This window comes from Methanolobus sp., assembly GCF_030682845.1.
Taxonomy (GTDB): domain Archaea; phylum Halobacteriota; class Methanosarcinia; order Methanosarcinales; family Methanosarcinaceae; genus Methanolobus.
Genome location: NZ_JAUXNK010000028.1, coordinates 1 through 12,902, shown reverse-complemented (window position 1 = coordinate 12,902; position 12,902 = coordinate 1). Strand labels below are relative to the sequence as shown.

Below are 12,902 nucleotides of genomic sequence, written 5' to 3'. Positions count from 1 at the left end.
TAGCTATATCCATATATAAATATAATTGTGTATATAAGTCGATTACGATAAAAAGATGAAAGTAGGAGTTCATTCGATATTGTGCATCCGGTATTTCTTGTTATTCCACATGAATGAACTTCAGCATGTTAGTACCGCCCGGCCGGCCTCGCCCGGAAGGCTGTCCCTGTGTCAGAATGAACATATCACCCGCACCTGCTGCTCCGGATTTCTTCAGATAGTCGATGACCATGATCTCCCAGTCGTCCTTGAGTTCACTGACAAATGTTGGGTGAACAGCGTATTGAAGTGCCAGTTGCTCACATGTCTGAGAGTTACGGCTGAATGCAAGTATCCATTTGTCTGGCCTGAAACGGGAAACATTCCTTGCAGTCTTCCCTGAAACCGTGGGAGTCACCACATATCGGACCGGAAGGACCTGCAGCGCATCATTTACCTGCATGGATATCATGTCATCTACACCCGGATTCATACGGTTCAGGGCCTTTTTCATGAGAGTGAGACCTTCTTTTGTATTGCTTCTCCATGCCTCGGTAGATCTTGCTATCTTTACCATTATCCTGACAGTCTCTAGCGGGTACTTGCCAACTGCAGTCTCTGCAGATAGCATGATAGCATCAGTGCCGTCAATGATTGCATTTGCAACATCCGTTGCTTCCGCTCTTGTGGGGCGTATGTTCTCTATCATGGATTCAAGCATCTGGGTCGCTGTTATCACAGGCTTGCTGAGCAGGTTGGCCTTATGTATGATATCCTTCTGGACGATAGGCACATCCTGTATAGGAATCTCCACACCCAGATCCCCGCGCGCTATCATGATGCCGTCGCTTTCCCTTATGATGCTGTCAATATTCCTGACAGCTTTTTCCCGTTCGATCTTGGAAACAATGAATATATCATTCCCCCGCCTTATTGCGTGCTCACGTAGTTTCCTGATATCTTCCCCTGATTCGATAAAAGATACACCGAAGATGTGCAGGCCCTCATCAAGTGCAAAATCGACTATTTCCAGGTCCCTCTTTGTGACAGGGTCAATAAATATGCGAGCTCCCGGAAGGTTCAGGCCCTTGTTGGATGACAGGGGGCCGCCCACTACCACATCGCAATAGACATCCTCACCCTCTGTGCCCGTGCACTGCAATTGTATGAAGCCGTCATTGAGATAGATTGGTTTGCCAGCCTGCACACTGTGCGATAACCGGTCGTAGTTAACCGGGATGAGCGACTCAGTCCCTATGACATCCCGTGATGTGAGGATTACTTGCTCCCCTTTTTTAAGAAACACAGGCTCCTTCTCAAAAGTACCTACCCTTATCTTGGGCCCCGGCAGGTCTGCCATTATTGCCACAACCCTGTTCAACTCTGCGGATATCTTGCGTATCCGCCAGATCACTTCCCGCTGCTCCTCCATCTCACCATGTGAGAAATTCAGCCGCGCCACATTCATGCCTTCAATTATCAATTCCTTCAACACCTCTTCTGAGGAAGAGGCGGGGCCTATAGTACAGACGATCTTGGTTTTGTTATCCGGCAAATGCATAGTTTCATTCATCCTCTTTCACACCCTTGATATTACGCAATATGGAACTGATTGAATTAAGGCTTATTCTGCAGTATTCAAGCGCATTTATATAGGCAGGACTTAAATTAAACTTCATTGAAAATAATTACAGAGATTGCATAACGACAAATAATGGGAGATAAACATGGCAAATACGACCTATGAGTTAAAGGATGAACAAAAACAAGAGCTTTCATCCATGTTTGGGAAAGGGGTTAATTTCAGTAAAAAGGAAAGGCATTTCTACACCCATGATGTGGGTGCACTGCCATCTCTTGTGAAAAAGATGCTTGGCAATACAAAACCTGCTGCAATTGTTAAAATATTGAACGAGGAGGATGCTGTCAGGCTTGTGAACTTCGCACGCCAGCACAGTATTCCCCTTGTGCCAAGAGCAGGCGCTTCTTCCGGCTATGGAGGCGTCATTCCCACAAAGGGAGGCATAATAGCCGATGTGACCCCAATGAGGAAAATAATCAGCATCGATAAAGGAAACCTCAGAGTCACTGTAGGAGCGGGGATCATCTGGTATGACCTCGAAACAAAACTGAATGAAGAAGGACTGTCAGTACAGGCCGTTCCGTCAAGTGCATTATCCGCAACTGTCGGTGGCTGGCTTGCCCAGAATGGGGTAGGTTATGGGAGTTATGAGTACGGCTGGTCGCAGGACACCATGGAGTCTGCACGTGTGGTACTGCCAGACGGTGAGGTCAGGGACTTCTCAGGTGACGAGCTTGGGAAGATCGTTGGTACAATGGGAACTGTCGGGATAATTACACAGGTAACCCTGCGGGTCAGAGAGCATGAGAAGAACGCTGCCATTTCAGCACAATTCCCGGATGCTCAAAGCATGCAGGCAGCCATCGGAAAAGTTGGCCAGAAAAAGATCCCGATATGGGCTATCTCTTTCCTTAACCCGCAATGGGCAAATATGAAAAACCAGGCTCCGCCTAAAACTCACTATGGAGAGCCGGTGGACGATCACAGGCCACAGCTGCCTGAGTCATACATATGCAATTTCGTGTACCCTGCATCAAGAGATGTCAGTGGCCTTCAGGATATCATCAGAGAGACAGGTGGAGAAGTACTGCCGCAAGAGATAGCAGAGCATGAGATACAGGAATGGTTCAGGTCTATGAAGGTCAAGAGACTTGGCCCGTCCTTTATCCCTGCAGAAGTGGTCGTGCCTGTGAACAAGATCGGATCCGTATTCGATGATATCGGCAGGAAGATAGGTCTTCCGGTATTGGTGGAAGGTATGGTCGTGAAAGGCGATGAAGCTGTCATGCTATGCTTCATGCCCCATTCGGAAAGGTCTTTCAGGTACAACCTTGCATTCCCACTGGCCCTGAGCATCGTGAAGATAGCAGAGGACAACGGAGGAAGGATCTATTCCTCGGGACTTTACTTTTCGAAACAGGCAGAGAAGGTTTTCGGTGAAAGGCTGGCAAAGATACGGGAGCTCAAGAAGAGTACAGACCCCAATGACATCATGAATCCTGAGACACTGACAGGCAAGCCGCTGATGCAGACAGGGCTCTCATTTGCAAAGGCCTTTGAACCAATGGCACGCGCCATGGGCAATATGTCAGGGGTCAGCCAGCAGGATTTCAGGGAAGAGAAGGGCATACCTGGCGATATCATCTCACATGCTTTCACCTGTGCACAGTGTGGTTACTGTGTTAACGAGTGTGACCAGTACTATGGAAGGGGGTGGGAATCCCAGTCACCAAGAGGAAAATGGTTCTTCCTTAAGGAGTACTTTGCAGGAAGGATGGAACTTGACCAGGAACAGGCTGATACTTTCCTTGCGTGTACCACATGTGAGATGTGCGACCATTACTGCCAGCTTGACCTGCCTATCGAACGCTCCTGGATGACCCTCAGGGAGAACCTTGTCCAAAAGAAGAAGATGATGACCATCCCGCCTTTCGAGATTATGGCACAGAGCCTTGAGAGAGAAAGGAACATCTGGGCTAATTACAAGAAAGACAGGGACATGTGGCTGCCGGATGATATCAGGGCCAAAATAAAGGACAAGTCCGAGGTAGCCTATTTTGCGGGATGCACTGCATCATTTGTCGAGAAGGATGTGGCTGTAGGCACCGTGCGCCTTCTTGACGAAGCAGGAGTGGAATTCACATATCTCGGGGACAAGGAATCATGCTGTGGCATACCGATGCTTGTCGCAGGAAAGTGGGACCTCTTTGAGAAGATAATGAGAATGAACACCGCCAATATGCAAAAGAAGGGAGTGAAGACGGTTGTCACATCATGTCCCGCATGCCTGCTCATGTGGAGAACTATATATCCCCAATGGGCGGAAAAGCTGGGAATAGATTATGGTATTGAAGCAAAGCATTACTCAGAGATACTGGTGGATAAGCTGGACGTGCTCAGGCCTAAGTTCAAGCAGCCTTTGAATAAAGTAGTAGCATGGCACGACTCATGCCACATCGGCAGGGCGGGTGCTGGCATATACGATGCTCCCCGTGAGCTCCTCAAAGCCATACCGGGAGTAGAGTTCAGGGAAATGGAACACAACAGGGAAAGAGCTCTGTGCTGCGGCTCAGTTGTGACCCTTATCGATGAGCCGGAGGTGGCAAGCAAGATAGGCAATGTCCGCCTCCAGGAGGCAAAAGACCAGAAAGCCGACATCATGGCCGCGCTCTGCCCCTGCTGCCTTGTGCAGTTCAGGGTCGCTGCAAAGGATAACAACGTAAACATAGAGATACAGGATCTTGGTGCGCTTGCAGCCCGCAGCCTTGGATACGACATACCGGATACAACCAATGTGGCACTTGAGGCATGGGTTACATTCGAGAAGATGATCGAGCTCATGGAGCCGGAGAACATGACAGAGATGATGGTGGAGCTCTTGCCTGACATGATAGGTGCGATGCCTTCATACATGAGGGCCATGATGAAGACGGTCAAGTATGTCCCTGGAATGGATGCGCTCATGAAACCCATGATGCCAAGGATGATGCCCCTGCTCATGCCGTCCCTGATGCCCAAGGTGATGCCAAAGATGCTTGTGGCGGTTGAGAAGAGAGTGCCCATGCCTCCGCACATGAAGGAGCAGATGCCTGACCTAATGCCTGCGGCAATGGGGAACCTGATGCCCAACATGCTGCCTCAGATAGCACCGCTGCTAACACCGAAGATGATAGAGTATATCAAGGCGAACTGAAAAAAAAGAAGGATATGGAACAGCAATCATAACTACTCACTCTCTCAGTTGAAATGAGACCGTTATGTCGTTTCCAACCTCAATATCTTCCTTTTTTCTCACTTTTGCATTCAATGCAATGAAATGGGTACCGTCTCCCATGGGCAGGAGCGAAGTATCCCATGAGGTGCTCCCGACACTTGCCCTGATGGGTATCAATCCCCTTTGGGCCATATGAAGCAGTTGCTCCGTGATCCCAATGGGAACCCTCACGTATACCCAACCACCTTTTTGGGGAAATATCTCAGCTTCTCCCCTTGTTTGATAGACATCCATAATATGAGATTGATAGGAATGTATTTTAAAATAGCGTAAAGCAGCTAGCAGGACATGCCAGAACAGGTTTTCTACAAGCCTAATTCTAAACCTTATTCTGGAATAAGCTCATCAGGTTTATACACTTTATTATTCTTTTCTTGCCTTGCCCTATATGCAGCAGTTCTTTCCTAATATCCTGAGTGTGAGATTCTGCACTGACTTGCAAAGGACGTTACCGGCAAGAGCTACCTTACAGATAAGGCAAGATTTCTCAGAGAATACCAGAGGATTGTCAACCGTAACCATATATTCGATGTGTTTCTCACCCTTGATTTCTCCATAAACAGCTTCTGCTATTTTCTTTGTGTCTCCGGCCTATAACATACAAGCGACTAATGTTCCCGCTTAAACCGCCTGTTTAACTTTTTCAAGAAGTATTAGTTCGAATTGATAAAGACATGGTATTCAAAAAATAGTATGAAACAGGATGTAGTCTACTCATCGTTTCATGTGATCTGCGGGTATAGGCTTATCAGGCGTGACACCATAATACTTTGTCCTTGCCTTACCCCATATGCACCCATTCTTCCCGACTATCTTCAACTCGATGTTCTGCAGTGTCTTGCAGATGCTATTACCGGATCTTGCACCTTTGCAGATAAAGCAATAGTTCTCGCAGAAGACTGGAGCTTTTTTCTGGTCTGCCATATTATACCTCCACACGGAGTTGCTTATTTCTGCTTGGCCTGAATGTCCCTGGCAAACTCGCGTGCCTTCTGGAGACGGCTTTCGTCAGGCTGCCCCTTGGTGGACGGACCCATCTCACCGAATGCTTTCATCTGGGGGTCTTCTGCTTTTAGCAGCATATCGATAACAGGCTGGGCAAGTTCACCCTGACAGTCGAATGTTCCAAGGAAATTTGCATCTGCTGCTGTTTGCCTGGCTGAGCCTGTCCACGAATGGATAGCTTCAAATCCTTCGGGAACAGCGTGGGTCATGAATATTGCAATGTCTTTGCCTTTTGTATTCCCGGATAAGAATTCTTTCACTTTGGGAGGAATGTCAAACTGCAATACAGGGAAACCTATGAAAGCAAGATCATAACCTTCAAGGCTCTTAACCTCGGATAATGCTTTAATTTCTTTTTCCCCTGCAAGCTCCCCATAGATCGCTTCAGCTACTTTCTTTGTATTTCCGCTCTGTGACATGTATGTTACCAGTGTTTTCATATCGATTCCTTCTTTTAGTTGGTATTCTATGTTTGGCTTCTACATATTAATATAGATGAGCGTTACAAAAATACACCGGATTTGGGAAAGTACAAAATAGTGACCCATCTGCCAAGGAATGATGATGTGTGAAACAGCAATATCTTTTGCAGGATAAAGGTATTATGCTTTTGTGACTTCATAGGATATCTACTAAAAGAGAATTTGAAATATCCGACAGACAGATACAGGATGAGCCAATATCAGTGCTTGAGAAAATCACTTGGAGGAAGAAAATGGGTTTATTCAACAGAATGGGAATCGTGGTTAAGTCTAAAATGAACAAGCTGGTCAATAAGATGGAAGACCCGAGAGAAACGCTTGATTATTCTTACGAGAAGCAGCTTGAGATGCTGCAGAATGTTAAACGGGGAGTTGCTGAAGTAGCGACCTCAAAGAAGAGGCTCCAGTTGCAGCGCTCAAAGCTCCAGCAAAGCATGGAGAAACTTGACACACAGGCAAAGGAAGCCATCAATGCCGACAGGGAGGACCTGGCAAGATTGGCACTTGAAAGAAAGAGCTCATTGAGTATCCAGATCCAGGGCCTCGATACACAGATAGAGGAACTGGAAAAGGAGCAGGAGAAACTTGTCGCAGCCGAGAAGCGCCTTTCGACCAAAGTAGAGGTCTTCAGGACCAGGAAAGAAACCATCAAGGCACAGTACTCTGCTGCTGAGGCCCAGGTCAAGATAAGTGAGTCTGTTTCAGGGATAAGCGAGGAAATGGCTGATATCGGTCTTGCGATAGATCGTGCCGAGAACAAGACAGAAGATATGAAGGCCCGCGCTTCAGCACTTGATGAACTCATCGAAGCCGGCACACTGGAAGATTTCACAAGCAGCGGTGATGACATAGACCGGGAGCTTGCAAAGATCAATGCACAATCAGGTGTGGACAGTGAGCTTGCAAGACTGAAGAGGGAGGCAGGGAAATGATAATACGGATATCCGAAGAAGGACAATACCTGGTGCCAAGCAGTCTCTTTGATGAATTAAACGTCATTGACAACAGAATAGTGGAACTTGTGGCCAGTGGAAATGAAAAAGAGTACAAGGCCGAACTCTTAAATCTGTTAAACTGCATTCGTTCAAATGGAAAGAAACTTGATGACGCCGACATCAGGGAATCAGACGTCATCGTCCCGCCGGACGACCTGACCCTGAAAGAGGCAAGGGAGATCTTTACAGGCGACGGCTTGCTTGAAGGCTGAACTGCTCAGAATGGCATTCCCCAGAGAGGATGCCATTTTTCCAGATTTTTCTCAACGGGCAGTTCTTTCTCTATGAGAGATTTGAGCCTCATTTCCATGGAGTTGTCCCTTTTGTTCTTTTCGCGGGGTACAAAGGGATAGTAGCTTCCCTGTTTGAAGTTATATATCCAGTAGACAGGACCGTTGCTCTCGAACCTGTACACGGCACACAGCAACTGTTCACCGAAGTCGCTCTCTATGAGTGTCTGGGAAACCATGTGTATAGTCGTTACAAGGTCTTCAAAATCAGGGTCTTTGAGAATCACCCAGAGAAAATTGTACTCATCCTTCTCAAGTCTGTAGTCAGTGCCTGTTTCAGCCGCACTGTGCTTAAGCAGGCCTTCTATCTCTTCCCTGACCGCCTGGTAACTTGACATAGCCATGGACTTGAAGCAGATACCTGCAGAGCTTGAAGGCACCAGGTTCAGGTTCAGCTCCATGGTCACTACGGCAGTAGATATCGCAAAGAGGCGGTCATTATTTGCTTTAGGCAGTTTGCTCTTTCCAAGCACGGAATCAAGCATATCGCGCAGTCCCATCAGGACTCCATCTCCCTCTGTATCTTTTCAAGTGCGGCTATGCGCTTTTCCATTGAAGGGTGAGTGGAGAAGAGGTTCATGACAGAACCCGAGACCGCCGGGATGATAAAGAATGCATTCATTCCTTCGACCTTTCTCAGGTCGTCCGTGGGTATCCGTGGCATAACATCGCTTATCTTCATTAATGCGGAGGTGAGGTTGGCAGGATTTCCGGTGATAATGGCCGCACCCCTGTCAGCAGCGAATTCACGATAGCGGGAAAGAGCACGTATGAGCAGGAAACTGACCAGCCATACGCCGATAGAGACGAGCCAGATCACAATTATATTGCCTCCGCCTTTCCTGTTGTTCCCGAAACCTCCAAAATACATGCTGTACCTCACAAAAAAGAAGGCGACAGTAGAGAGGAAACTGGCTATGGTCAGTATGGCCATATCCCGGTTCTTGACATGGCTCAGCTCATGAGCCAGCACGGCCTCAAGTTCTCCCTGGTTGAGCCTGTCCATCAATCCGGTAGTGACTGCAACGACAGCACTGCTCGGACTCTTTCCGGTAGCAAAGGCATTTGGCACAGGAGTCCTTACAATAGCTATCCGGGGTTTTGGCAGGTCGGCCATAGCACAAAGCCGTGTCACGGTCTGATGAAGTTTAGGTTCCTCTTCTTCTGTGACCACTGTAGCTTTCATGGACCACAGGACAAGCCGGTCAGAATAATAGTATTGCAGCCCCATGAACAGACCTATAAAGAGTAGCATGACTCCCATCGAAGTCCCCATAGAAGCGAGGAATGCCAAAAAGAGCAGATACACTGCAGCCAGCAGGAACATCGTCAGGACCATTCTTCCTTCCAGTCCCAGATCCCTTTTCCATTTTACCATGATTGACGCCTCGGTCTTATCTTTTGTATCATATATGATTCTGGTTTATAGGGTTTTACATGATATAACCTTTTATCAGGAAAAGTTTTGTTGAACCATGAACATATCTTATTTCTTTCATTCGGAGGTGTCTTGCCAGACAACAGATAACATAAGTCTGTGAAATTAATTTCAAAGAATAGTTACCGCAAACTTTACTTACTAACCACCTTATGAAAATATAGACATGTCCTTAAGTAATATAGTAATAAAAGGTGCAAAGGAACATAACCTTAAGAACCTTGACCTGACGTTGCCCCGGGATAAGCTTATTGTGATAACAGGGCTCAGCGGTTCAGGGAAATCGTCCCTTGCTTTTGATACCATCTACGCCGAAGGGCAGAGAAGGTATGTGGAGTCGCTCTCAGCTTATGCCAGGCAGTTCCTGGGGCTTATGGAAAAGCCTGATGTAGAATACATAGAGGGTTTGTCCCCGGCCATATCCATTGAACAGAAGACCACAAGCAAAAACCCCAGGTCAACTGTGGGTACGGTGACCGAGATATACGATTATCTCAGACTGCTCTATGCAAGAATAGGCATCAGGCACTGTCCACAATGCGGAAGGATCATTGAGACCCAGAGCGTGGACCAGATAGTGGACAGCATAATGAAACTCCCGGAGGATTCAAAGATACATGTGCTTGCTCCGGTTGTAAGGGAAAGGAAAGGCGAGTACAGGAAACTGCTCGCTGACCTGCTTGCCGACGGCTTCACAAGGGCACGTATAGATGGCGAGATCCACTCGCTGGAAGATGTGGACAGTATCGATCTTGAACGCTATGTCAAGCACAATATCGAAGTACTTGTGGACAGGCTTGTAATAAAGAAAAGCATCGAGGAAAGGCTATCGGAATCAGTGGAAACTGCTCTTGAAAAGGGCGGAGGCACTCTTACTGTGCAGATAGTTGATGGCGAGGAAATGACCTTCAGCGAGAACCTGGCCTGCTCAGAATGTGGCATCGGCTTTGAAGAAATGGAGCCTGCAGCATTCTCATTTAATAGTCCGCAGGGTGCATGTCCGGAATGCCACGGACTTGGCACTTCAATGGAATTCGACCCGGACCTGATAGTGCCGGATAAGACACTGACCCTGGCTCAGGGTGCCATCGAACCCTGGGACAGCAAGACCAAGGACGGCTACTACATGCAATCCCTGGAATCCCTTGCCAGGTACAAGAAATTCTCCATGGACGTACCGTTTAGCAAACTGGACCCGGAGATGCAGCATCTCATATTCTACGGCAGCGAGGAACCCATACCCTTCTCCCACACTGGCAGGAACGGTGGCACTTGGAAGCATACTGGCAGGTTCAAGGGAGTTATTGCAAATCTGTCCAAGGTATTTGAGAAAACGGAATCCGAGAGCAACAAGGACAGGATGCAACGATACATCAGTACGAAACCCTGCCCTGTCTGCCAGGGAAAAAGGCTCAAGCCTGCCAGCCTCGCGGTAAAGGTTGATGGCTACAACATCATTGAAGTTACCGGGATGTCGGTCGAAGAATGCCTGCACTTCTTCCAGATGCTGGAAACCAAGCTCAACGAACGTGAATATGCCATTGCCCGCCTTATCCTGAAAGAGATAAAGGCCAGGCTTGGATTCCTGGTGGATGTAGGATTGGATTACCTGACTCTGAGCAGGTCGGCTGCAACCCTTTCCGGAGGGGAGGCACAGCGTATCCGGCTTGCAACCCAGATCGGCTCAAGCCTGATGGGAGTGCTGTACATCCTTGACGAACCCAGTATCGGCCTGCATCAGAGGGACAACCTGCGGCTCATCAACACCCTCAGGCACCTGAGGGACATCGGCAACACCGTACTTGTGGTGGAACACGATGAGGAAACTATCTGCAGCGCGGACCACGTAGTTGATATGGGCCCGGGAGCTGGTATCCATGGAGGAGAAATAGTTGCAGAAGGCAGCCCCGAAGAGATAATGGATAATGAAGACTCCAACACCGGAAAATACCTGAGCGGCAAACTAAAGATCAATATCCCGGAGAAGAGACGTAAGTCCAGGAACATGCTTATGCTGTATGGAGCCGGCGAGAATAATCTCAAAGATGTGGACGTCTCGTTCCCATTGGGCATACTTGTCTGCGTTACCGGGGTATCCGGTTCTGGCAAGAGCACGTTAATCAATGAGACCCTGAACAAGGTGCTTGCGAAAAGACTTAACAGGGCCAGGGAAATACCAGGAAAGTTCAGGGAAATAGAGGGCCTTGAGCACGTGGATAAGGTCATAACCATTGACCAGTCACCTATCGGAAGGACTCCAAGATCAAATCCCGCTACCTATACTAATCTCTTTACACCCATAAGGGAGCTTTTTGCGCAGACAAAGACCTCCCGTGCAAGAGGATACCAGGCAGGCCGTTTCAGTTTCAATGTCCGCGGCGGCAGGTGCGAGGCATGTTCCGGCGACGGGATAATCACTATCGAGATGCATTTCCTGCCGGATGTGTACGTACCCTGTGAAGTGTGCCACGGGAAGCGCTACAACCGTGAGACCCTGGAGGTCACTTACAAGGATAAGAACATAGCCGAGGTACTGGATATGACCGTTGAGGAGGCCCTCGGATTTCTTGAGAACATACCGGCCATTAACCGTAAGCTTCAGACACTTTACGATGTGGGCCTGGGATACATAAAACTCGGCCAGTCATCCACAACCCTGTCAGGCGGCGAGGCCCAGAGGGTCAAGCTGGCGACCGAGCTGAGCAAGCGCTCCACGGGCAAGACAGTATACATCCTTGACGAACCTACCACAGGACTGCATTTCGATGACGTGAAGAAGCTCCTCGAAGTTCTCCAGAGACTTGTGGAAGCAGGCAATACCGTAATAGTCATCGAGCATAACCTCGATGTGATAAAGACTGCAGACTGGGTCATTGACATGGGACCCGAGGGCGGTGCCAGAGGCGGAGAGGTTATTGCAGAAGGGACACCCGAGGAGATTGCAAAGAACGAGGTATCCTATACGGGGCAGTTCCTGAGGAAAGTGCTGGCGAAGTGAGAATTCCCACATTGCAGGCCCGTGAAATAGGTTACACCTACAACGAACTTATTTTAGAAAATTAGAGGTGCACTGCCATATACTTATATACGGCAATATGCCTCTATTTTGATAGGGATGATTAAAATCATCTTAATTTGAAATGGGGTAAGAGTATGGAAAGAAAAGAGTGCAACCTATCGTTAGATGAGCTTCTGAAATTTGAAGGCGTAATGGCAGCCGGTATCTTCAGCCCGGAAGGAAAACTTGTGGATTATAAGGCCAAGATGGAAATGCCAAAAGAAATGGCCCAGACGACCGCCAAGTTCTGCGGAGCGGTGAATATGATGTTCGATGCTCTGGCAAGCGCTTATACTGAACTTTATAAGATGGACTGGGTACCCCAGCATAACTGGATGTACAGCGGCGGGGACTGGACCATCATCATTTCAGGTACAAGGGGTGTTTTCGTCGAGAGCACCAAGGCGGATCTCAAGCAACTCCTAAGGGCTCTGGAAGTTTGTTAAGGTTCATTTGAGTGAACTACCACCCTATGAATAGGGTGGCTTCCTGCTTCATTCTTTCCTCTTTTGAGGACAAGTCCACAGGCTCTTCCCGTAGTTCCAACGGTGTTACATTCCAATTTGATTTTGCTTATCTAAAGCAAACTTTTTGATATTAATAGCGGCATTAATATCCCTGTCATGCTTGGTTTTGCATTCAGGACATTGCCATTCCCTATCTGCAAGTGTTAATTTTCCGTTGTGGATTCCGCACACATTACAGATTTTAGTTGATGGCTCAAATCGTCCTATGCGGAGTATTGTTTTTCCAATCCATTTTGCCTTATATTCCAGCATGGTTACAAACGAACTCCATG

12 protein-coding genes are annotated in these 12,902 nt (G+C 47.9%); 5 read left to right on the top strand and 7 right to left on the bottom strand.

Annotated elements, in window-relative coordinates; genetic code table 11:
- Nucleotides 1-100: 100 nt before the first annotated feature.
- Entirely contained in the window at nucleotides 101-1,540 is a 1,440-nt protein-coding gene (gene pyk / locus Q8J68_RS02600) for a pyruvate kinase (RefSeq protein ID WP_305310016.1), read from the bottom strand.
- Between the two features lie 166 nt (nucleotides 1,541-1,706).
- Here pyk and Q8J68_RS02595 point away from each other — a divergent pair, with 166 nt between their 5' ends.
- Entirely contained in the window at nucleotides 1,707-4,754 is a 3,048-nt protein-coding gene (locus Q8J68_RS02595) for an FAD-binding and (Fe-S)-binding domain-containing protein (RefSeq protein ID WP_305309997.1), read from the top strand.
- A gap of 36 nt (nucleotides 4,755-4,790) precedes the next feature.
- On the opposite strand, the gene Q8J68_RS02590 is transcribed toward Q8J68_RS02595, so the two are convergent.
- The 3 genes from Q8J68_RS02590 to Q8J68_RS02580 all read right to left on the bottom strand — a co-directional run bounded on the left by Q8J68_RS02590 (nucleotide 4,791) and on the right by Q8J68_RS02580 (nucleotide 6,280).
- Nucleotides 4,791-5,069, bottom strand: a complete 279-nt coding sequence (locus Q8J68_RS02590) for a DUF1905 domain-containing protein (protein WP_305309996.1) — start codon at nucleotides 5,067-5,069, stop codon at nucleotides 4,791-4,793.
- A gap of 480 nt (nucleotides 5,070-5,549) precedes the next feature.
- Nucleotides 5,550-5,759, bottom strand: a complete 210-nt coding sequence (locus Q8J68_RS02585) for a hypothetical protein (RefSeq protein ID WP_305309995.1) — start codon at nucleotides 5,757-5,759, stop codon at nucleotides 5,550-5,552.
- Nucleotides 5,760-5,782: 23 nt separating this feature from the next.
- On the bottom strand, nucleotides 5,783-6,280 hold the full coding sequence (locus Q8J68_RS02580) for a flavodoxin family protein (RefSeq protein ID WP_305309994.1): 498 nt from the start codon (nucleotides 6,278-6,280) through the stop codon (nucleotides 5,783-5,785).
- Between the two features lie 275 nt (nucleotides 6,281-6,555).
- On the opposite strand from Q8J68_RS02580, the gene Q8J68_RS02575 reads away from it, so the two are divergent.
- Together Q8J68_RS02575 and Q8J68_RS02570 are read left to right on the top strand one after the other, a co-directional pair.
- Nucleotides 6,556-7,254 carry a PspA/IM30 family protein gene (locus Q8J68_RS02575; RefSeq protein ID WP_305309993.1) on the top strand — a complete coding sequence of 233 codons (699 nt, stop codon included), beginning with the start codon at nucleotides 6,556-6,558 and terminating at the stop codon, nucleotides 7,252-7,254.
- Nucleotides 7,251-7,529 carry a hypothetical protein gene (locus Q8J68_RS02570; protein ID WP_305309992.1) on the top strand — a complete coding sequence of 93 codons (279 nt, stop codon included), beginning with the start codon at nucleotides 7,251-7,253 and terminating at the stop codon, nucleotides 7,527-7,529. The genes Q8J68_RS02575 and Q8J68_RS02570 overlap by 4 nt, the downstream gene beginning before the upstream one ends.
- A gap of 5 nt (nucleotides 7,530-7,534) precedes the next feature.
- Here Q8J68_RS02570 and Q8J68_RS02565 read toward each other — a convergent pair whose 3' ends face one another.
- Together Q8J68_RS02565 and htpX are read right to left on the bottom strand one after the other, a co-directional pair.
- On the bottom strand, nucleotides 7,535-8,107 hold the full coding sequence (locus tag Q8J68_RS02565) for a hypothetical protein (protein WP_305309991.1): 573 nt from the start codon (nucleotides 8,105-8,107) through the stop codon (nucleotides 7,535-7,537).
- Nucleotides 8,107-8,985 (bottom strand): zinc metalloprotease HtpX, encoded by an 879-nt coding sequence (gene htpX, locus Q8J68_RS02560; protein ID WP_370867588.1) that lies wholly within the window; start codon nucleotides 8,983-8,985, stop codon nucleotides 8,107-8,109. Before htpX ends, Q8J68_RS02565 begins: the two co-directional genes overlap by 1 nt.
- A gap of 226 nt (nucleotides 8,986-9,211) precedes the next feature.
- Between htpX and uvrA the strand changes: the two genes are divergently transcribed.
- The gene (uvrA, locus tag Q8J68_RS02555; protein ID WP_305309990.1) at nucleotides 9,212-12,043 is read left to right on the top strand and encodes an excinuclease ABC subunit UvrA; all 2,832 of its coding nucleotides are present in this window, start codon (nucleotides 9,212-9,214) and stop codon (nucleotides 12,041-12,043) included.
- Between the two features lie 155 nt (nucleotides 12,044-12,198).
- Nucleotides 12,199-12,549 (top strand): DUF2173 family protein, encoded by a 351-nt coding sequence (locus Q8J68_RS02550; RefSeq protein WP_305309989.1) that lies wholly within the window; start codon nucleotides 12,199-12,201, stop codon nucleotides 12,547-12,549.
- Between the two features lie 105 nt (nucleotides 12,550-12,654).
- Here the strand turns inward: Q8J68_RS02550 and Q8J68_RS02545 are convergent.
- Nucleotides 12,655-12,902 (bottom strand): zinc ribbon domain-containing protein (locus Q8J68_RS02545; RefSeq protein WP_305309988.1); only part of this gene is annotated, 248 nt, incomplete at its 5' end.